Annotated in this window: 19 protein-coding genes, 1 tRNA gene and 1 pseudogene; 10 read left to right on the top strand and 11 right to left on the bottom strand. The window is 72.1% G+C overall.

The features are described from left to right. Positions 1 to 23: 23 nt before the first annotated feature. The 5 genes from Plo01_RS07910 to Plo01_RS07890 form a co-directional block, all read right to left on the bottom strand. Positions 24 to 764, bottom strand: a complete 741-nt coding sequence (locus Plo01_RS07910) for a VOC family protein (protein WP_203889861.1) — start codon at positions 762 to 764, stop codon at positions 24 to 26. Between the two features lie 213 nt (positions 765 to 977). After that, positions 978 to 1271: a hypothetical protein gene (locus Plo01_RS07905; protein WP_203889860.1), complete on the bottom strand. Its 294-nt coding sequence runs from the start codon at positions 1269 to 1271 to the stop codon at positions 978 to 980. Positions 1272 to 1361: 90 nt separating this feature from the next. Further along, entirely contained in the window at positions 1362 to 2531 is a 1170-nt protein-coding gene (locus Plo01_RS07900; RefSeq protein WP_203889859.1) for an NAD(P)/FAD-dependent oxidoreductase, read from the bottom strand. A 111-nt stretch (positions 2532 to 2642) separates the two neighbouring features. Beyond that, the gene (gene lgt, locus Plo01_RS07895; RefSeq protein ID WP_239316009.1) at positions 2643 to 3473 is read right to left on the bottom strand and encodes a prolipoprotein diacylglyceryl transferase; all 831 of its coding nucleotides are present in this window, start codon (positions 3471 to 3473) and stop codon (positions 2643 to 2645) included. Positions 3474 to 3841: 368 nt separating this feature from the next. Continuing rightward, positions 3842 to 4267, bottom strand: coding sequence for an SRPBCC family protein (locus Plo01_RS07890; protein WP_203889857.1), 426 nt, complete (start codon positions 4265 to 4267; stop codon positions 3842 to 3844). Positions 4268 to 4498: 231 nt separating this feature from the next. Between Plo01_RS07890 and Plo01_RS07885 the strand changes: the two genes are divergently transcribed. Next, entirely contained in the window at positions 4499 to 5245 is a 747-nt protein-coding gene (locus Plo01_RS07885) for a maleylpyruvate isomerase family mycothiol-dependent enzyme (RefSeq protein ID WP_203889856.1), read from the top strand. 35 nt (positions 5246 to 5280) lie between these two features. On the opposite strand, the gene Plo01_RS07880 is transcribed toward Plo01_RS07885, so the two are convergent. Together Plo01_RS07880 and sigJ are read right to left on the bottom strand one after the other, a co-directional pair. Beyond that, positions 5281 to 6135: an LppU/SCO3897 family protein gene (locus tag Plo01_RS07880; protein WP_203889855.1), complete on the bottom strand. Its 855-nt coding sequence runs from the start codon at positions 6133 to 6135 to the stop codon at positions 5281 to 5283. Between the two features lie 110 nt (positions 6136 to 6245). Beyond that, the gene (gene sigJ, locus Plo01_RS07875) at positions 6246 to 7142 is read right to left on the bottom strand and encodes an RNA polymerase sigma factor SigJ (protein ID WP_203889854.1); all 897 of its coding nucleotides are present in this window, start codon (positions 7140 to 7142) and stop codon (positions 6246 to 6248) included. A gap of 96 nt (positions 7143 to 7238) precedes the next feature. Between sigJ and Plo01_RS07870 the strand changes: the two genes are divergently transcribed. The 4 genes and pseudogenes from Plo01_RS07870 to Plo01_RS41485 all read left to right on the top strand — a co-directional run. Further along, entirely contained in the window at positions 7239 to 7907 is a 669-nt protein-coding gene (locus tag Plo01_RS07870) for an NAD(P)-dependent oxidoreductase (protein WP_203889853.1), read from the top strand. Positions 7908 to 8102: 195 nt separating this feature from the next. Continuing rightward, positions 8103 to 9812 (top strand): glycoside hydrolase family 38 N-terminal domain-containing protein, encoded by a 1710-nt coding sequence (locus tag Plo01_RS40095; RefSeq protein ID WP_239316008.1) that lies wholly within the window; start codon positions 8103 to 8105, stop codon positions 9810 to 9812. Further along, positions 9752 to 11737, top strand: coding sequence for a COG1470 family protein (locus tag Plo01_RS40090; protein ID WP_239316007.1), 1986 nt, complete (start codon positions 9752 to 9754; stop codon positions 11735 to 11737). Before Plo01_RS40095 ends, Plo01_RS40090 begins: the two co-directional genes overlap by 61 nt. Then, positions 11734 to 11841: pseudogene (locus tag Plo01_RS41485) on the top strand (hypothetical protein); the annotation flags it as partial. The gene Plo01_RS40090 and the pseudogene Plo01_RS41485, both read left to right, overlap by 4 nt. 383 nt (positions 11842 to 12224) lie before the next feature. On the opposite strand, the gene Plo01_RS07860 reads toward Plo01_RS41485, so the two are convergent. After that, the gene (locus Plo01_RS07860; protein WP_203889852.1) at positions 12225 to 13154 is read right to left on the bottom strand and encodes a hypothetical protein; all 930 of its coding nucleotides are present in this window, start codon (positions 13152 to 13154) and stop codon (positions 12225 to 12227) included. Between the two features lie 176 nt (positions 13155 to 13330). After that, positions 13331 to 14575, bottom strand: coding sequence for an esterase-like activity of phytase family protein (locus tag Plo01_RS07855; protein WP_203889851.1), 1245 nt, complete (start codon positions 14573 to 14575; stop codon positions 13331 to 13333). A 112-nt stretch (positions 14576 to 14687) separates the two neighbouring features. Here Plo01_RS07855 and Plo01_RS07850 point away from each other — a divergent pair, with 112 nt between their 5' ends. From Plo01_RS07850 to Plo01_RS07840, 3 genes are all read left to right on the top strand, one after another. Continuing rightward, on the top strand, positions 14688 to 15167 hold the full coding sequence (locus Plo01_RS07850) for a SigE family RNA polymerase sigma factor (protein ID WP_239316006.1): 480 nt from the start codon (positions 14688 to 14690) through the stop codon (positions 15165 to 15167). A 116-nt stretch (positions 15168 to 15283) separates the two neighbouring features. Then, positions 15284 to 16747: a TolB-like translocation protein gene (locus tag Plo01_RS07845; protein WP_203889849.1), complete on the top strand. Its 1464-nt coding sequence runs from the start codon at positions 15284 to 15286 to the stop codon at positions 16745 to 16747. Between the two features lie 10 nt (positions 16748 to 16757). Beyond that, positions 16758 to 17216, top strand: coding sequence for a MaoC family dehydratase (locus tag Plo01_RS07840; protein WP_203889848.1), 459 nt, complete (start codon positions 16758 to 16760; stop codon positions 17214 to 17216). Positions 17217 to 17269: 53 nt separating this feature from the next. Here Plo01_RS07840 and Plo01_RS07835 read toward each other — a convergent pair whose 3' ends face one another. Both Plo01_RS07835 and Plo01_RS07830 read right to left on the bottom strand, forming a co-directional pair. Beyond that, the gene (locus Plo01_RS07835) at positions 17270 to 17932 is read right to left on the bottom strand and encodes a response regulator (protein WP_203889847.1); all 663 of its coding nucleotides are present in this window, start codon (positions 17930 to 17932) and stop codon (positions 17270 to 17272) included. Further along, a complete protein-coding gene (locus Plo01_RS07830) occupies positions 17929 to 19320 on the bottom strand; it encodes a sensor histidine kinase (RefSeq protein WP_239316005.1) in 1392 nt (463 codons plus the stop codon). Before Plo01_RS07830 ends, Plo01_RS07835 begins: the two co-directional genes overlap by 4 nt. A gap of 123 nt (positions 19321 to 19443) precedes the next feature. Here Plo01_RS07830 and Plo01_RS07825 point away from each other — a divergent pair, with 123 nt between their 5' ends. After that, a complete protein-coding gene (locus Plo01_RS07825; protein WP_203889846.1) occupies positions 19444 to 19992 on the top strand; it encodes a hypothetical protein in 549 nt (182 codons plus the stop codon). A gap of 232 nt (positions 19993 to 20224) precedes the next feature. Then, positions 20225 to 20297: transfer RNA gene (locus Plo01_RS07820), tRNA-Arg, on the top strand. Positions 20298 to 20395: the final 98 nt, after the last annotated feature.

Below are 20395 nucleotides of genomic sequence, written 5' to 3'. Positions count from 1 at the left end.
GCCGGTGAAGAGGCGGTTCCGTATCAGCGCGGGGTGAGGACGCAGAACTCGTTGCCCTCCGGGTCGGCGAGGACCGTCCACGGCACATCGTCACCCTGGCCGACGTCGGCGTCGGTGGCGCCCAGAGCCCGCAGCCGGGCCACCTCCGCCTCCTTGTCGTCGCCGGGGTACGGCCGGAGGTCGAGGTGGATGCGGTTCTTCACGGTCTTCGCACCGGGTGTGCGGAGGAACTCCAGGTACGGCCCCACCCCCTTGGCGGAGCGCAGCGTCGCGTGATCGTCGTCCACCGCGTGCAGGGTCCAGTCCATCGCCTCACCCCAGAACCGGGCCATGACCCGCGGATCCACGCAGTCGACCACCACCACGGCGATCGGCCCGGTGTCCCGGTAGATCTCCCGGGGCTCCAGCACGCAGAACTCGTTGCCCTCCGGGTCGGCCAGGACCGTCCACGGCACATCGCCCTGGCCCACGTCGGCGGGCGTCGCGCCGAGATCCTTCAGGCGCGCGACCAGCTCCGCCTGATGGGCCGCAGAAGTGGTGGCGAGGTCGAGGTGCAGGCGGTTCTTCACCGTTTTGGGTTCCGGAACGGCGACGACGTCGATGCAGACGGCGACGGGGTCCGGATAGACGAAGCCCTCGGGCTCGAGGTTGGTCACGCCGGGTCCTTCGCTGGACATGCCCCAGCCGAGCGCCTCGGCCCAGAAGCGACCCACTGCGGAGTCGTCCTGAGCATCCATCGCAATCTGCACAAGTCGCGTCGCCATGCCGCCAACCCTATCCCCGCGCGGAACGGGGACCGTCTGCCCTCGCTCCGCGCTCCCCGTTGACCTGCGGATCGACGACGGCGGGCCGGCGGCGGCATCGTTTCCTCGCGCGGTCGCGGGTCGGCGTCGAGCGGATCGGGGGCGGCGCCCACCGGAGCACACTCGATCTCACTGCGCCGTCGTCTCAGCGGCCCGGCCCGGACGCTGATACGCCTACGACGCCTTGCCGGTCTCGGCGGGCTCCGTAGGGCCGGGCTCCTCGTCTTCCCCGCCCTCGAGGACCTGCTTTCGCCGCCGGCGCTCAGTGATGACCGAGGAAAGGCAGTGGGCCGAACCGATTCCGATCGTGAGCGCGAAGACGTTCGACCAATCGAAGTCCGTGTCCAGAGGCCAGAGATCGTTGTTGTGGAGCCACAGCACGAGGACGCTCACCGGAAAGACTCCGGCGGCGCCCCGCAGAAAGCCCTGAAGGCCGAGCCGTCGTAAGGAAGTCTGCTCTCCTGCCATGCGGGCCTCCTATGATCATCGCAGGAACATCATCCTACGATGAGGCGTTGCGCCGTCCTTTCCCCTGCTGGTGCCGGGCCCGTTTCCGGGTCACCGGCCGGCCTGTTCCGCGGCTGACGCGGGCGGGCCGCCCGTGAGCCAGCGGCCCACCACGGTCAGGGCCAGGGGAAGCGGCACCGTACCCGCGCCCAGCCCCACCTCCACCAGCAGGTCGAACACCTCCCCGCGCCGGGCGGCGACGTCGATGGCGGCGTCGATGAAGCGGGGGAACTGCGCGGCCCGGGCCAGCACGTCGGTGGTGCGCAGGTGCGCCCCCAGAGTGCTTCTCAGCGCGCGGCGGTAGGCGCCGAGCGGGGCGTCGGCCGCCCGTACGGCCGCCTCACCGGCCAGGCGGCCGGACAGCAGGGCGTAGTAGATGCCCTCGCCGGTGAGCGGGTTGATGAGCCCGGCGGCGTCTCCGGCGAGCAGCACCCGGCCCGCGCCGGGCTTGGGCCGGCCCGGCGACAGCGGCAGGTGGTGGGCCTTCAGGCGGCGGGCTGGCAGGTGCGGCAACAACTCGGCGAGCCGGCCGTGCAGGACCTGGCGGCCGGGCAGCCCGGTGGCGCGCAGGCGGGGCAGCAGCATGCCGAAGCCGACGTTGGCCGTGCCGTCCCCGATCGGGAAGGACCAGGCGTAGGCGGGCCAGCCCTCCTGCTGCATGGCGATGAACTGCACGTCGTCGTCGGCGGGCACGTCGGCGTAGCCGCGCACGGCGATCGCGGTATGCCGCTCCGGGGCGGCCGGGAAGCCCGCCAGGCGCCGCACCGTCGAGTTGGCCCCGTCGGCGGCGACGAGGGTGCGGGCGGCGAGGCGGTCGTCGACGACGACGTGGTCCCTGTACGCCGCGATCGTGCGGACGCGGTGGCGCCGGACCTCCACTCCGCGGGCGCGGGCGGCGTCGACGAGACGGGCGTCGAAGACCTCGCGGGGAACGACGTAGTTGGGCCGGGCGACGCCGGCCAGGACCCGGACGCCACCCGGGGAGATCACCGACAGGCGGTTCGTGGGCCGGTAGTCGGCGATGAGATCGGGCACGTCGAGCAGGGCGAGCTCGTCGCGGCCGTGGGCGGCGATGCCGTCCCCGCAGGCCTTGTCACGGGGGAAGTCCGCCTTGTCCAGCAGCAGCACGCGTGCCCGGGGACGCAGCTGCTTGGCCCGCAGGGCCGCCGCCGAGCCCGCCGGGCCGCCCCCGACGACCACCAGATCCCATATGTCGCGCACGCCGTTGAATCTGCCACGGCGTGTCCCGGCGAAACCGCCGTGTCGGTGCCGGGAACGCCCGGCAGGCCGCGGCCTCCGTGTGCCGCCGCCCCGGGGCCGTACCGCTGCGGATCACTTCGCCCCGGCGGGAACCCGTTCGGCGCCGAGAGGCTCCTCGGACTTCTTGTTCCGGGTCAGGTAGACGTAGGCCAGCGCACCGAGGAACAGGATGATCGAGGTCCACTGGTTGAGCCGCATGCCGAGGATCTCGTTGGCCGGATCGACGCGCAGGCCCTCGATCCAGAACCGGCCCGCGGTGTAGCCCGCCACGTACAGGGCGAAGAGCCGGCCGTGCCGGAGCAGGAACCGCCGGCCGATCCAGATCAGCGCCAGCCCCAGGGCCAGGTTCCACAGCGATTCGTACAGGAACGTGGGGTGGTAGGTGGTCACACCCGGCACCGTCCCCGGACGGCCCGCCTCGATCTCCAACCCCCAGGGCAGGTCGGTCGGGCCGCCGAACAGCTCCTGGTTGAAGTAGTTGCACCACCGGCCGACGGCCTGACCGATGGCGACGGCCGGGGCCACGGCGTCGGCGACCGCGCTCAGGGCGATGCCCCGGCGGCGGCTGGCGATCCACACGCCCACCGCGCCCAGGGCGATGGCGCCCCAGACGCCCAGACCGCGCCAGCCCGGCCCGGAGTCGCTCCAGATCAGGATCGCGTCGATCGGCCGGTGCGGGGCGTCGGGCCCGAAGTACAGCTGCCAGTCGGTGATGACGTGGTACAGCCGCGCGCCCACGATGCCGAACGGGATCCCCCAGGTCACCAGGTCCAGCATGGTGCCCGGCGCTCCGCCGCGGGCCCGCCAGCGGCGCTCGGCGATGACGACGGCGACGACGATGCCGAGCAGGATGCAGACCGTGTAACCACGGATGGGTACCGGCCCCAGATACCAGACTTCCACGGGAGGACTGGGGATTGCGGCAAGCGACATGGTGGGCAAACTAGTCCGCCCCATTACGAATGCACATTCCACCAAAGTTCATATTTTCGGGCCGTACGGCTTGATGCCGGGCTTGTCACACCGGCGCGGCGCTGTTCACATCGGGGTGACGCTGTTCACACCGGCGCGACGCTGTTCACATCGGGGCGACGCTATACCGGGAGAGCCGACCCGTCACGGACCCTCACCGCCGAGCCGCCGAGCCGCCGATGTCCTGGACGTGACGGATCAGGCTCAGGTCGGCGTCACGGGACCGGCCTGATCACCGCCGGTTCGTCGCGTCAGGCCGGGAACGTCGGGTTCGGGAGCGTCGGGGCCGCTCGGAGACGTCAGCCGGCGTTTCGGCCGTGCGCCGCGGACTCGATGGCCTGCTTCATCTCCACCGCGCCGCGTTCGACGCGGATCCGGATCTCGGCGGCGAGCGCGTGCGGCAGGACGTCGGTGGTCCAGATCAGCCGGCCCGCCCGGTCGCCCTCGGCACGGACCTCGAACGAGGCGTGGTGGTGCCCGAGCGGCGGCCGCGCGCCCTCGACGACGGAGTAGGCCAGGCGGCGGGCGTCGTCGTCGATCGAGACGATCAGCTCACGGACCACGTGGCCGTCGGGGAAGGTCAGGAACCGCTGGTCGCCCTCGATCCGGGTGGCGGCGACGCGGCCGGGCAGCAGGCGCTCGTGTACGGCGCCGACGTCGCGCACCACGTCCCAGATGTGCTCGGGGGAGGCGTCGATCACGATCTCGTGGCGGATGGAGGCCATGGCGCCGGGGAGGCTCCTCTCGGGGCGGGGCGGGGCGGGGCGGGGCGGGGCGGGGCGGGGCGGGGCGCGGCAGGACAGGGCGCGGCAGGACAGAGGGCAGGACATGATCAATCTAGCTGAAGTGTCGCGGAACGGATTCTCGCGCGCCTCCCGTCCTGGCGGTCCGGGGTTTCATCATCTTCGTCCTGATTTCGTCCGGCGGAACAGAATAAAGTTCGATACAGTCCCGGTATGGCTCAAGGGGCGGACATCCTTGATGATCTCGTCGCCGAATACCGGCGGCTCGACGCCGTACTGGCGACCCTGACCCCGGAGATGTGGGCGCGGCCGTCCGCCGCGGCCGGATGGAGCGTCTCCGACGTGGTCCTGCACCTGGCCCAGACCGAGGAACTCGCCCTCGCGTCCGCCGTCGGGGACCGTGACGCCTTCGTCCGGCGGGGCGGCGACGGTTCGGTGGACGAGCTCGCGGACGGATGGGTCGCCGCCGAGCGCGGCGCGCCGCCCGGCCAGGTGCTCGACCGCTGGCGGAAGGCCACGGCGGCGACACCCGCGGCCCTGGCCGGCTGCGCGCCCGGCGCCCGGCTGCCGTGGGTCGCCGTCCCGCTGTCCCCGCGCACGCTCGCCACGACCCGGCTCGCCGAGCACTGGGCCCACGCCCTCGACATCGTCGGCCCGCTCGGCGTCGACTACCCCGACACCGCGCGGTTGCGGCACATCGCCCGGCTGGCGCACCGCACCCTGCCCTACGCGTTCGCGGTGGCCGGTGAGCAGGGCGGTCCGGTCCGGTGCGAGCTCGCCGGCCCCGACGGCGACCTGTGGCGCTTCGGCGACCCGGACGCCCCCTCGGTGATCAGCGGGTCCGCGTCCGAGTTCTGCCGGGTCGGCGCACGCAGGCTGGCGCCGGAGGACACCGGCCTCAAGGCCGAGGGTCCCCATGGGGCCGCCGCCCTGCGGGTCCTGCGCAACTACGCGGCCTGAAGGGGCTGCGCGACTCCGGTTCACCGGTACTGCGATCAGCCCGTGGAGGCGAGGCAGAGAGCGACGCCCCGGGCCTGGGGGTGATCGTCGTCCCAGTGGCCGGCCGTCGTCTCCTCCGCCTGGCAGAGCCCCTGGCTGCTTCCCGGGGATTCGAGCCTCTCGCGTGTCACGCCTTCGACCCTTCCGGTGACCTTCCACCGAGCCGCCGCGTCGGTGCAATCGACGATCTCGTAATCCGTGCCTATGTCACCCATGAGGCAGTCACCGATCGCGACCTTCGAAAAAGCGTCGGGTCGCGGGCTCTGGAGCCGCCGGTCCTCCTCGCGCGCCTGCTTCTCGGCCGCCGCGGTGTCGGGCCGGGCCAGGCAGTAGGCCTCCACCTTGGCATTGTCGCTCTCACTGGTGGAGTAGGAGGTGGTCGTCTCGCCTTCCGCGCAGATATCGCCGCCGTCGGCCATCTTGGCGTCGAAGGTCGCCCGCGTCATGGTGTCGAAGGAGCGAGTGATCTTCCATACCGCATTCGCGTCCGTACAGGCGGTGATCTCGTAACTGCCCGGCTTTCCGTCCTTCAGGCAGTCACCGGCTCTAGCGTCCGAGGGGATTCCGTGGTCGTCCAAGATCTCCTCTGGGGAAGAACCGGCGAGACGCCCCGTGGCGAGATCAAATATCAGCAGCCAGCCCGCCATGAGGGTGACGGCCAGGGTGACCGTACCGCCCGCGATGAGAACCACCAGACGAGCGCGACTTCTCCGCGGCGGCGCAGGGAGGGATGGGCCGGTGCGCATGGGGTGGAACTCGTCCTGTCCGCCGCCGGGCCGCCCAGAGACGGGATGCTCGAAGCCGTTGTCCGGGGACGGCCGGCCTTCCGGGAATTCGGACGATGGTGTCACCCGGCGGCTCCTCCGTCGATCAAGCTTGCCGATCAAGCATCTCGATCGTCGCAACGTCCGGCGCCCGGCCGGAGTTCCGGCCGGGTGGGGCCTCCAGGGACCTCGGCGGGTCAGCCGTCGAGGACGGTCAGGTCGAGACGGCGGAGGCGGTCGGGGTCGGCGAGGACGTCGATGGCGACGATCCGTCCGTCGCTGATCGTGAAGCCCATGACCGCCATCGGCTGCCCGTCGGCGATGGTGACGAGCCCGGCGGCCCCGTTGACCAGCGCCTGCCGGGCGAAGCGGCCGAGCCGGCGGAAGGTGAGCGCCTGCCGGGCCACGGCCGCCGCGCCGCGGATCGTCCTCAGCCCGCCCGCGGGTACGGCGCCGTTGTCGGCCCGCAGGACGACCTCGGGGTCGAGGACGGTGACCAGCGCGTCGAAGTCGCCGCCGCGCGCGGCGGTGAGGAAGGCGGCGACGACCTCACGCTGGCGGGTCAGGTCGGGGTCGGAGACCGGAGCCGATCCCTGCACTCTCCGGCGCGCCCGACTGGCCAGCTGCCGGGTCGCGGCGGGGGTACGCCCCACGATCGGAGCGATCTCCTCGAAGGGCAGGGCGAACATGTCGTGCAGCACGAACGCCAGCCGTTCGGCGGGGGCCAGCGTTTCGAGGACCACGAGCAGCGCGATACCGACCGCGTCCGCCACCAGCACCTCGTGCTCGGGATCGGCCCCGGAGTCGCGGCTCACGATCGGGTCGGGCAGATGCGCGCCCGTGGGCTCGTCCAGCGGAGCCTCACGTCGCGAGGCGCGTGAACGGAGCATGTCCAGGCACACCCGCCCGACGACCGTGGTCAGCCAGCCGGCCAGGTTCTCCACGGCCCCGGTGTCGGATCGGCTGAGCCGGAGCCACACCTCCTGAACGGCGTCGTCGGCCTCGCTCAGGGAGCCGAGCATCCGGTAGGCCACCGCCCGCAGGTGGGGCCGGTGGGCCTCGAACCGTTCGGCCAGAAGGTCGTCTCCGCGCATCTGTCACATCCTCTCCCCGCACTCCGTCAGAACGATGACGAACCGGACCCGGCAGATGTGACGGGACGGCCATGACGTGCAGGAAGGAAACGGCGAATGAGACTCACGATCTTCGCGGCGACCGGCGGCATCGGCAGGCGACTCCTCGATCAGGCCGTCGCCGCGGGCCACGATGTCACGGCGGCCGTACGGAATCCGCGGAAACTGCCGTCCACGCGGGCCCGCGTCGTCCCCGCCGACCTGGGGACCGCGGACCCGGAGGCGCTGCGGGCCGCGCTCGAAGGGGCCGACGCGGTCCTGTCCGGCCTCGGCCCGCGGGCGAGGTCCGAGGCAGGAGTCGCCGAGCGTGGCACCCGGGCCATCGTCTCGGCGATGCAGGCGAACGAGGTGCGCCGCATCGTCGTGGTCAGCGCCGCGCCGATCGGTACGGTGCCCTCACCCGGCCGCCCGCGACCTCCCAGGAACGACCCGGGCGACGGGTTCTTCATGAGGAATCTGGCCTCTCCGCTGATCAAAGCGGTACTGCGCGAGCACTACGCCGATCTCGCACTGATGGAGGACGTCCTCCGTGACAGCGGGCTGGACTGGACCGTCGTACGGCCGCCGCGGCTCACCGACGGACCGCTCACCGGCGCCTACCGGACGGCCTACGGACGGAACCTGCGCCGCGGCCTGCTCATCTCCCGCGCCGACGTGGCCCACTGCATGCTCCATGCCCTCGACCGGCCCGAGACGATCAAGCAGTTCATCGGCATCGCGAATTAGCGCCGCCCCGTCCCTCTCCGCCCCCGTCCCTCTCCGCATCCGACCGGCTTCTCCGCATCGACCGGCTTCTCCGCATCGACGGGCTTCTCCGCGCCGACCGGCCTCTTCACATCGACCGGCCATGTCACGGACACTCCTCGTGACGCGACCGGCCACCAGAGAGAGGCCACAGAGGAGGCCACAGAGGAGGCCACGGTGACCGTGGCCGAACCCGGGTGGACCATGTTCCTGGTCTCGCACTTCCACTACGACCCGGTCTGGTGGAACACCCAGGCCGCCTACACCTCCCCGTGGGAGCTGCTGTCCGGCGACGCCACCACCCGGCCGCTCTGGGAGCGCAACGGCTTCGCCCTCGTGGACGCCCATCTCGACCTGGCGCTGCGCGACCCGGTGTACCGGTTCGTGCTGGCCGAGCTCGACTACCTCAAGCCCTACTTCGACCTGCACCCCGAGCGCCGCGCCGACCTGCGGCTGCTGCTGGAGCGCGGCCAGGTGGAGCTGGTCGGCGGCACCTACAACGAGCCCAGCACCAACCTCACCGGCGTCGAGACCACGATCCGCAACATCGTGTACGGCGTCGGCTACCAGCGCGACATCCTCGGCGGCGACCCGCGGACCGCCTGGCAGCTCGACGTGTTCGGGCACGATCCGCAGTTCCCCGGCCACCTGGCGGCGGCCGGGCTGACCGGCAGCGCCTGGGCCCGCGGCCCGTTCCACCAGTGGGGCCCGATCCAGAAGAACTTCCGCGAGGCCAAGAACGACGCCACCGTCATGCAGTTCCCCAGTGAGTTCGAGTGGGTCTCCCCCTCGGGGCATGGCGTGCTCACCCACTTCATGCCGCACCACTACTCCGCCGGCTGGTGGATGGACTCCTCACCCGATCTGGCCGCCGCCGAGCGGGCGGTCTACGCGCTCTACCGGAAGCTCAAGCCGGTCGCGGCGACGCGGAACCTGCTGCTCCCGGTCGGCACCGACTACGCCCCGCCGAACACGTGGGTGACCGGGATCCACCGGTCGTGGAACGCCAGGTACGTCTGGCCCCGGTTCGTCTGCGGCACGCCGCGCGACTTCTTCGACGCGGTACGGGCCGAGCTCGCCGCCGCCGGACGGCGGCCCAGCCCGCAGACCCGGGACATGAATCCCGTCTACACCGGCAAGGACGTCTCCTACATCGACACCAAGCAGGCGCAGAGGGCCGTGGAGGTCGCCGCCGTCGACGCGGAGAAGCTCGCCGCCCTCGCCGTCCTCGAAGGGCTGGGCGGCTATCCCGACGCCGCGCTGGACAAGGTGTGGCGGCATCTCGCCTACGGCGCCCACCACGACGCGATCACCGGCTCGGAGTCCGATCAGGTCTACATCGACCTGCTGTCCGGCTGGCGCGAGGCCCACGACCTGGCGGCGGGGGTACGGGACACCGCGCTCGACGCGCTCGTCTCACACGTCGACACCACCGGCGAGGGGACCGCGGTCATCGTCGCCAACACGCTCTCCTTCGACCGGTCGGCGCCGGTGGCCGTACGGCTCCCCGAGGGCCTGGACGCCGTTCGGGTGATCGACGACACCGGCGCCGCGGTGCCGTACGTCGTGGACCGGGGCACCCTGCGCTTCCTCGCCGGCGGCGTGCCCGCGATGGGCTGGCGCACGTGGCGGCTGCTGCCCGGCCCGGCCGCGGACGTGTCCACGTGGACTCCGGTCGACGGCGTCACGATCGAGAACGCCCGCTACCGCGTCACCGCCGCCCCGGCCCGCGGCGGCGCGCTGCCCGACGTCGACGCCGCCGAGGCCCCTGGACCCTCGACAACCCCGCCAACACCTGGTTCGGTCTCGGATCGACCGCCCGGGCGGTGCTCACCGGCCCGGACGGGCGGCCGCTGGGGGAACGGGCGCTGGGCGTCGCCGAGGTGATCGTGCCCGTCCTGGAGCAGGCGGCCGGCGTCCGGGAGCTGGTCGTCGCGCTGGCCAGGGCCGGCGTCACCGCGACGACCGCGAGCGCGGGGTGGTCCCGGTACGGCTGGCTCGACGTGGACTCGAACCTGCCCGACTTCCGCGTCCTGATCGGCGGGCCCGAGGACAACGAGGCCACCCGGGAGCTGCTGGAGCGCGCCGGCGCCGAGTACGCCGGCACGCTGGCCCGGCACGGGCGGGTCTGGGTGCCCGCGGAGAAACCGCTGCACGAGGTCTGGCAGCCCAACGCCGACCTGCGCGACCTGCGGGTGCTGCCCGCGCTGATCGTCACCGACCCGGCGGCGCTCACCGCCGATCTCGCCGACGCCCGCGTCGACGCCGTCTGCCCCGGCGCCCTCCCGGCCTCCGAGCTGCTCACCGACCACACCGTCGCGCTGGTCACCCACGGGCTGCCGGGCTTCGCCGTGGATCCGGCCGGAGCCCTGCACCTGTCACTCATGCGGTCCTGCACCGGGTGGCCGTCGGGAGTGTGGATCGACCCGCCCCGGCGCGCCCTGCCCGACGGCGCGTCGTTCCAGCTCCAGCACTGGACCCACGAGTTCCGCTACGCCCTGGTCTCCGGTGACGGAGACTGGCGCGCGCTCACCCTTCCCGCGCGGGGGCAGGAGTTCAACCACCCGCTGTACGCGCGGCTCGCCGGCCCGCACCCCGGGCCGCTCCCGCCGGTCCACTCCTACCTGCGCGTCGAGCCCGCCCGCGAGGTGCTGCTGGGCACGCTCAAGGCGAGCGGCAACACGATCGCGCACGGTTCGATTTCGGCGCCGGACCCGGCGGCCGGGGTGACGCTGCGGCTGATGGAGGCCACCGGGTACGGCCGCGGCGCGACCCTGGGCGGGGCGCTGTCGTTCACCGCGCTCTACCAGGCTGACCTGTTGGAACGGAGAGGCGAGCGGCTGCCGGACACCGTCGGGCTGGCCGGATCGGAGATCGCCACCGTGATCGGCGTCCCCGCCACCCGGCCCCCTGCCCACCGGCCCGCCGCCGTGACCGGCGTCCCCGCCGCTTCTGAACCGGCCGCTTCCGGACCCGCCGCTTCCGAGCCCGTCGACCTCCGGCTCGGTGACGCGCCACTCGGTCCGGCCGCCGAGGTCGCGCAGCCGGTCCATGCCCGGTACTGGCTGCACAACCGGGGACCCGCGCCGATGGGCTACCTGCCGGTCACCGTCGGGGTGTCACCCGGCCTGGCCCGCACGGACGGGGAGCCGGTCGAGGTGTCGGTGGTGCTCGCCTCGCAGCTGCGCGACGCGGCGGTCGAGGGCACGGCGGTGGTGCTCGGATCCGACGGCTGGACGGCGGGCCCGGGACGCCGGCCGTACCGGCTCGCGCCCGGCGGGCATGTGCGGTTCCCGGTGACGCTCACCCCGCCGGCCGGGGCGGAGCCGGGGCTGTACTTCGCCGCCGTGCGCATCGAACACACGGGTCAGGTCATCGAGGACGTCGCCACCCTCGCGGTCGGTGATCTGCCCGCCCCGCTGCCGGTGCCGGGACGGGCGCCCGAGGACGCGGTCGCCGTCCGGGGCGCCGGCGCGGCGGCCGGGCGGGACACCGGGCTCTCGGCCGACGTGGTCACGCCGGTCCTGCGCGCGGCCCCCGGCGGACGGACGAGTCCCGGTCTCAGGCTGGTCAACCGGACCCGGGGGGAGATCCGTGGAGAGCTGCAGGCCGTGTCCCCGTGGGGCACCTGGGAGGCGATCGCCGAGCCGGTCCGCGGGTTCGGCCTCGCGGCGGGCGCCTCGGAGACGGCCGCCTTCGAGGTGGCCGTGCCCCGGGATGCCGATCCCGGGGCGTACTGGGCGCTGGTCAAGGTCATGTGGTTCGGCCGCTGCCAGTACGCGCCGACCGTCGAGCTGGTGGTGACCCCATGACCCGCCATCACGGACCTGCCCCGGTGGCTCCCGGGGCCGCCCCGGTGCTCGGCTGGCTCGACGGCCGCCCGCTGCCCCGTACCGAGCTCGACCGCCGGATCGCCGCCCTGCGCGGTGGGCCGCGCTCCGGTGCGCTGCCCGCCCCGGGCGGTGCCGAGGACCGGCAGCTCGTCCGCTGGGTCGCCCAGGTCGTGCTGACGGAGGAGTTGTGCGCCGCCGAGGCGGTGAGGCGGGGACTCGACGTGTCCGGGGCGGCGCCGGTCACGCGCGGGCGCATCGGCTCCGGCCGGCGCCGGGGCTGGAGCACCCCGGCGACCCGGCGCAGCCTGACAACCACCACCGGCACTGACAGGCCAGAGCCGGCGACCGGGTCACCCGGACCTCCGGCCCCCGGAAGGAGCCGGGAAGACCGAACGCCGGGCCGGGGATTCCCCGGCCCGGCGTCCGTCACGCCTGCCGCTGTCCGTGCTCGGGCGAGCCCGGACGCTTACTGGCCGCCCTGGTCCTGGAAGGTCTCGGTGACCTGGCGGAGCAGCGGGCCGTGGACCGGGCCCTCGCTCTCCAGGGTCCAGGCGAGGACCTGGTGGAAGTCCTGCTTGCCCTCCACGAGGGTGACCCAGTAGGCGATCGGCACGCCCTGCGCCGTGCCGTGCAGCTCGTACTGGATGGCGGGAGCCCCGTTGACGGTCAGTTCCTGGGGCGACCCGGCGCTGGGGTTGGTCAGGTTCTTCTTCATCTGCTCGATGACCAGCTGGCCGTAGGCGGCCAGGTTGGTGTTGGAGCCGAAGCTGGCCTGCGGCTCCGTGATCACCATCAGGTACTGCTCCTTGCCGGCGTTGCCCACCTGGATCTGGGCCTCGTTGTGGAGCTTGAGCGTGGCCCAGTCCTCGGGGACCGTGATCGTGCTCTTGCCGTCGGTGGCGGTGACGGTCTGGCCGGCCGGAGCGGTGGTCGGAGGCGCCGACGTCGTCGGCTCATCGGTCGCCGGGGACGTGGGCTCGGCGCTGGTGGCGGCCGGGGTCGACGTCTTCGCGACGGGGTCCTTCTTGTCGTCGCCGGAGATCAGGACGAAGACCACCACCAGGGCGACGACGACCGCGACGGCCACGCCCGCGATCCACGGCCAGACGGGCTTGCTCTTGGGCGGGCCGGGCGGGGGGTACCAGGGGCCGCCGGGGCCCTGCTGGCCCTGCGGGTACTGCTGCTGGTTCGGCTGGCCGTACGGCGGCTGCCCCTGCGGGAACTGCCGCGTCGGCTCCTGCTGGCCGTAGGGGGGCAGCTGCTGGCCGTACGGCGGCTGCTGCTGCTGACCGCCGCCGGGGTAGTTGGGTTGCTGCCAGGAACCAGGGGAAGGCTGCCCGTGCCCACCCGAGGGCTGCTGGCCTTGAGGTTCCTGAGGAGATGATGGAGGCCACATGGACGTAACCGTTCCCTTTGTCGGTCTCTGGAGCGTTCCTTGAGGATAAGTGCTCCTGGCGTCAGGACGGTCTCGTTAGTGGTACAACCGCCCCCGGACTCCACTATTTTCCGACCTATCCCCGCCGGGGAGAAATCCGGCGGGCACTTAACCGGTTCCGTGTCCGGTGGGCGCGCCTAGCGGTAGACGCGGGAGTCGGCCTGGAGGCGGTGCGACAGCCGTACGGTGATGAACTCGTTGTCGTCCGGCTCGCCGGCCGTGCGGCCCGAGGAGAACGGGAAGTTGTTGTCGTCGAGGATTCCCAGGGTCCGGTCGTCGAGGATCACGACGTCCTCGATCGTCTGGAAGGGGAAGCGGAAGGTCTCCCCGAAGCCGCCGAGGCCGCGCGGGTCGGCCAGGTCGAGCAGGTCGGCGACGAGGGTCTTGCGCAGGGCCGCCCCCCGGGTGTCCACCAGGTAGACCTTCTTGACCTTCGCGGCGTCACCCTGGAGGTTGTCCCGCTCGATGATCAGGAACCGGTGCCGGTCCACCGCGGTCATGTCGCCGATCGCATGACTGGGGTCGTCCAGCTGGTAGGTCCAGCGCTTGCCGGTGTAGGCCCGCTTGCGCAGGTCGAACTCCATCATCCGCAGGGTGCCCGCCGGATCGCCCTCCACGGTGCCCTCCAGCAGCGGGTAGAGCGTGCGCCCGTCGACCGAGCGCGCCATGCCCTCGAAGCCCTTGCTCCGGCCGAGGTTGGGCCGGCCGCCGTTGAGGTGCGGGTTCTCCGGGGCCATCACGCCGGGCAGCGGGATCGGGGTCTCCAGCAGCCTGCCGGAGGAGGAGAAGTGCAGCAGGAACGGGCCGAACTCGTCACCGATCCAGTAGGTGCCGTCCGCGGCCCGCACGATCGACTCCACGTCGAAGTCGGCGCCGGTGAGGGTGCGGTCGGTCCGGGTGAGCGGCCAGGTCACGTGGCCGTCGGGGTCGCCGAGGTTGAACCCGCCCAGCACCGCGATCGTGCCCGCGCGGAAGTCGGGCCTGATCCGGTGCAGGCGCAGCAGGAAGTCGGCGCTGTTGTTCTTCCCGCCGTAGCCGTTGTCGGACAGCACGTCGAAGGTGCCGTCGTGACGCCGCACGATGCCGCTGAAGCCCTGGACCGGCTGCCCGGTGAACGGCGGGGTGACCCCGTTGACCGGGGCCGTGCCGAGCTGGGCGCCCGAGGGCTCGCTCTTCGGGACGAACGTCTGCGCGGGCAGGACGGCGAAACCGGTCAGCGTGGCCCGGCCGAACTCCCCGTGCCCGGTGCTGCCGCCGTCTCCCCGCGCGGTCGTCGTGTCCGGGCCGGGGCCGGTGGTCGGGGCGGGGTCGGCCGCGGCCGGCGTGGCCAGGCCGAGGGCGAGTACGGCCGCGCTGATCGCGGTGGCGGTGCGGAGTTTCATGGCGCGAACGGTAGGAGTCGTGAATGAAGCGATGAATAACGTGGGATGTCCGTTCGCAAGCCGTACCCGAATCTCATGCAACAGAACGCGCCCCGGGAACGTCCCTGTATCCGTGGAGTTCGCAGAGTTCGTCGCCGCGAGGGCGAGCGCGCTGCACCGGTACGGCTACGTCCTCACCGGTAATGCCGAAGACGCGGCCGACCTGGTGCAGGAGGCGCTGATGCGCCTGGGCGACGCGTGGTCCCGGGTGCACCGGCGGGACGACCCCGAAGGGTACGTCCGCACGACCATGGCGCGCCTGCACATCAGCGCCTGGCGGCGGCTGCGCCGGGAGCGGCTGGTCGCGCAGGTGCCCGAGAAGCCCTACGTCGAGGACGGGTTCGACGGCGACGCGGGTCTGTGGCAGGAGCTGAAGGGCCTGCCGCCGAAACAGCGGGCGGTGCTGGTCCTGCGCTACTACGAGGGGCTGCCGGATCAGGAGATCGCCGAACTGCTCGGCGTCTCCCGCGGGACGGTGCGCAGCCAGGCGGCGCGGGCGCTGGACAAGCTCAGAGTGCGGGTGGCGGAGTTGGAGACGGGGCGAGTGCGATGAATCAGTCTGGGGACGGACCGGAGCCGGTGAACGGCGCTCGGGGCGGATCAGAGCCGATGAACGGGGACCGGGATGTGCCGGGACCGGCGGATGGTGCGTGGGGCGAGCCGGGGCCGGTGAACGACAGGAGCGAGGCGGATCTCGTCCGCACGCTCATGAGCGCGGCGGACGCCGCGCCCGAGCCGGTGGGGAGCCTGCTCGGCGCGGTGGAGCGGCGCCGCGCGCGGCGCGCACGCAGGCGGGTGCAGTCGGTCCTCGCGGTCGCCGCGGTGATCGCGGTGGTCGGCGGCGGCACGGCGGTGGCGAGGGGGGTCTTCCCCCACGGGGGCGGGGAGGGCCCGATCCTCGCCGACGCCACCGCGACCGCGACCGCGACACCCGAGAAGTCCGCGTCGTCCACGCGGAAGCCCACGCCGTCGCCGTCCGCGGTCAGGGCTCCGGGCGCTTCGATCCGTCCGGTGGCCGAGGTCTGGCCTGCGGCGGTGTCGAAGATCCCGGCGAAGTCGGCGGACGGCTGGAAGTACCGGCCGATCACCGCGCTGAGCGCCACGGAGCTGCTGCTGTCCGCCGAGTCGTCCTTCGAGAAGTCGGGCCGGTTGGAGATCTACGACACGGCGAGCGGGAGCCGTACCGTGCTGGCCGAGACGCCCGGCCCCGAGGGAGTGAAGGGGTACTTCACGCAGAGCGTCGACGTGGGGGCCGAGCACCTCGTGTGGTACGGCACGACCCCCAACGACGATGACAGGTGGGCCGACTTCTGGGTCGTGCCCCGGTCGGGCGGTACGGCGCGGCAGGTCGGCGAGGTCACCGGGGAGCAGGCCGAGGTGGAGGCGGTCGGGGTCACCGCGGATTCGGTCGTCTGGTCGGTGAGCGGGGGCGGGGTCTACCGCATGCCGCTGGCCGGCGGGACTCCGGAGCGGATCGAGGGCACGGACGGGCTGCACCTGCTGTCCTGGCCGTGGGCCGCCGACGTCGGTGAGCGTGATTTCGGGAAGAAGCAGACCAAGCTGGTGAATCTGGAGACGATGCAGGTCGTCGAGGTCAAGACCCCGGACGGGCTGACGACGTTCCAGTGCGGCCTGGAATGGTGCTACGGATCGGGGGACAGCGAGGACAATCAGGCCGTCGTGCAGCGGGCGGACGGCTCACGGCACAGGACCCTGCCCGGCCTGAGCGCCCTCGGCGGGAACATCGTCCTCGCCCGGGACATCGGGGTGTTCCACGTCTCCTCCGTGGTGGGCCGGGACGAGCGGGGCGAGGAGATCGAGGATCACTCCGTTCCCCTGATCGCGCTGTACGACCCGGTCACCGGCACGCTGGCCGGAGCCGGCAGGTCCGACCCGAAGGGCGGAGGCTACGGCCGCGGCACCTCCTCCTCACCCACCTCGATCATCTACTGGGACGAGGACCAGAGGACGGTGGAGAAGTGCACGATGGTCGAGGCCAGGACCGCTCTCGCCCCCTTCCCCTCGGGGTCCCCCACTCCCACGGGAAAGATCAAGAACTGCGCGACGATGCCGGAGGGCGGTGGGAGGGAATTCACCGTCGTGAACCTTCTCGCCATCCCCAGAACGGAATAAAGTTCCAGATATGAGGATCTTCGCGAACGTCCAGGAGCTCAAGGCCGCCGTCGGCGAGAGCTTCGGTCCCACCGAGTGGCGGACCGTGACCCAGGAACAGGTCAACCTGTTCGCCGACGCCACCGGCGACCACCAGTGGATCCACGTCGACGTCGAGGCCGCCGCCAAGGGCCCCTTCGGCGGGACCATCGCCCACGGCTACCTGAGCCTGTCGCTGCTGCCCTCGTTCATGATGGAGCTGGTCCGGGTGGACGGCCTGGCCATGGGCATCAACTACGGGCTCGACAAGGTCCGCTTCCCCACTCCGGTCCCGGTCGGCGCGCGGGTCCGGGCTCGGGGCGAGCTCGTGGACCTGAAGGGCACGCCCTCGGGCTACCTGTCGAAGCTGCGGATGACCGTCGAGGTCGAGGGCAAGGACAAGCCCGCCTGCGTGGCCGAGACGCTCTCCCTCTACGTCCCCGCCACCTGATCCGCCCGGTCTGCCCCGCCCCGGTCCGGCTCTCACCAGGAGCGGTCCGGATCTCACCGGGATGCGGGGCGGCCGTCGTCCCCCGCCCCGGCGGAGAGCTCCTGGGCGAGGATGGCGGCCTGGACGCGGCTGCGCAGGCCCAGCTTGTTCAGCAACCGGCTGACGTGGGTCTTCGTGGTCGCCTCCGCCATGTCCAGCTCGCGGGCGATCTGCGCGTTCGACAGGCCGCGGCCGATGCACTCCAGCACCTCGCGCTCGCGCGGGGTCAGGTTCTCGACCTCGCGCGGGCGCCGCTGCGGTACGGCCGAGCCGAAGGCCGAGATCAGCCGCCGGGTCACCGAGGGCGAGATGAGACCGTCGCCCCGGGCCACCACCCGGACGGCCTCCACCAGCGCGTCGGCGTCGGTGTTCTTGAGCAGGAACCCGGCCGCCCCGGCGCGCAGCGCCCCGAACACGTACTCGTCGAGGTCGAAAGTGGTCAGGATCAGCACGTCGGCGATCCCGCTCAGCTCGCGCGTCGCCGAGATCCCGTCCAGCTTCGGCATCCGGATGTCCATCAGCACCACGTCGGGCCGCTCGCGCACGGCCATGGCGACGGCCTCCTCGCCGTCCGCGGCCTCGCCGACGACCTCGATGTCGTCGTGGCCGCCGAGGATGAGGACGATCCCGGCCCGGACCGCGGCATGGTCGTCCGCCACGAGGACACGGATGCTCACGATGCCTCGCCGGCGCGAAGCGCGGTGGCGGGGGGAATGTCGGCAGGGGGCGCGGTGGCGGCGGGCGGGTCGTCCGGCGAGGTGTCGGCGGGGGACGTGAGGGGGGTCGGAGTGCCGGCGGGCGGGGCGTCGGCGGGGGACGTGAGGGGGGCGGGAGTGTCGGCGGGCGGGGTGCCGGTGGGAAGCGCGGAGGTGGGAAGCACGGAGGTGGGAAGCACGGCGCGCACGCGCCAGCCCTCGTCGTGCGGTCCGCTCTCGACGATCCCGCCGACGAGCGTGGCCCGCTCCCGCATCCCGATGATGCCCACACCGGCGCCGGGAAGGCCGGGCCGTACCCCGTCGACGGGGTTGCCGACGGTCAGCACGACCTCGTCCGGCCGGTAGCCGACCACCATGTCCGCCTCCTTGCCGCCGTGTTTGAGCGCGTTGGTCAGCGCCTCCTGGAGAATCCGGTATCCGGCGAGATCCACCGGGGCGGGCAGGTCCCGGGCCTCGCCGTCCACGCGGAACCGCACCTCCAGCCCCGCCTCGCGCGCCCGCTCCGCCAGCACCTCCGCCTCGGCCAGCCGCAGCCGGACCGCCTCGGCCTCCTCGCCGTCCTGCCGCAGCAACCCGATCATCGAGCGCATCTCCGTCATCCCCTGGAGGCTGTTCTCCCGGACGGACTCCAGCACCCGCCGTACGGCCGCCCCGTCCAGGTCCTTGCGTGACAGCACGGCCGTGGACTGGATGGCGATCGCGCTGAAGTGGTTGGCGATCATGTCGTGCAGCTCCCGGGCCATCCGGGTGCGCTCGGCCTGCACCGCCGTCTTCCGGTCCAGCTCGGCCAGGCGCGCCACCTGCTCGGCCCGGACCCGCTCGGCCACCGCCTGGTCCTCCAGCTGCCGCATGAACAGCGCGGTCAGGACCGGAGTGACGCCGACGAGGCCCGCCTGCACCAGCGCGACGGCGAAGGTCGCCAGATCCCTGGAGACGAACCCGGCCACCGCGCCGCCGACCACGGCGACGACCGAGGTGACGGCGAGCATCCACCGGCCCAGCGGGCGCGGGCCGTACCTGACGGCCGCGTAGCTGTTGTCAGTGATGATCAGGATGGTGCCCAGGGACGGGCCCAGCGCGAAATCGCCGATCATCGCCACGACTCCGAACACCAGGCAGAGGATCGGCCGGCTCCGCCGTACCGCGACCCCCAGGCATGTGATCAGCAGCGGGCCGATGAGCAGGTAGGCGGGCGTCGCCCGCGAGATGTAGGCGTTCGCGGCGATCAGGATGAGACCGACGGCGAAGGACGCCGTCGCCCACAACAGGTCCTTCCGCCTCATCCGGTCCACCATCGTCTCGAACGACTCCAGGGGTCCGACCCGCGCGGTCCATCCCATGTCCCCCATCCCACCACCTCTGAGCACCCTGTTTCATCCCGCCTCAGTCTGGCCTGCCGTACATACAAGGATGTACGCCGGTTCATCAGCGTGAACGTTGTCCCGGACCAGGCGTTCGATGAGCATGGTCATATGATTCTTGCGATCATCATCGGCTGCGAGATCGGGTTCTGGGTCCTCCTCGCCCTCGGCCTGGCCTTCCGCTACCTGTGGGGAAAACGACGCCTCAGCACGGCGCTGCTCCTCGCGGTGCCGCTGCTCGACCTGATCCTCCTGGCCGCCTCGGTGATCGACATGCGGAACGGCGCCGTGGCCGGCTGGCACCACGGCCTGGCCGCCGCGTATCTCGCCTACTCCATCGTGTTCGGCCACCGTACGATCCGCTGGGCCGACGCGAAGTTCGCCCACCGCTTCGCCGGAGGCCCCGCGCCATGGAAGCCCCCGGCGGGCGGCATGGCCAGGGCGCGCTACGAGTGGGGCGTGTGGGCCAGGATCGTCATCGCGTACGGCATCGCGTGCGGCCTGCTGTTCGGGCTGATCTGGCTGGTCGGCGACCCGTCCAGGACGGAGGCCCTGCCCCAGTTCATGAGGGACCTGCTGAGGGTCCCGCTGATCGCCGCCATCTGGCCGGTGAGCTACACCTTCTTCCCGAAGAAGGTCACCAGCGACTCCGGAACCTGACCTCCGTCTCGGTACGCCACCCCGCGGGCCGCCGTACGGTGCGGCCCATCCGCCCGGGGTCATGCCGAGACCAGCATCACACCGGCTCCCCTTTGCCCCGGCGGGGCCGGAGGACGCACACTCCGGGCCACGCCTGGGCGCGACCGGGGAGCCGTTATTGGCTCAAGCACCCATGTCGGGTCTGATAGAGTTCTTCCTGTCGCCGATCACCGCAGGTGTGAGCGACAGGCAAGCGGCCGTAGCTCAATGGATAGAGCATCTGACTACGGATCAGAAGGTTAGGGGTTCGAGTCCTCTCGGCCGCGCAGCAGCTCAAAGGCCCATTCCGATCATCGGGATGGGCCTTTTTGATCTCCCGTACAGCAGTGAAATACAGCAACGTGCTCTGACGAGCAGCAGTGGA

Source organism: Planobispora longispora, from assembly GCF_016863135.1.
Lineage (GTDB): Bacteria > Actinomycetota > Actinomycetes > Streptosporangiales > Streptosporangiaceae > Planobispora > Planobispora longispora.
The sequence above is the reverse complement of the archived record's forward strand: the minus strand, read 5'-3'. Positions and strand labels throughout refer to the sequence as shown.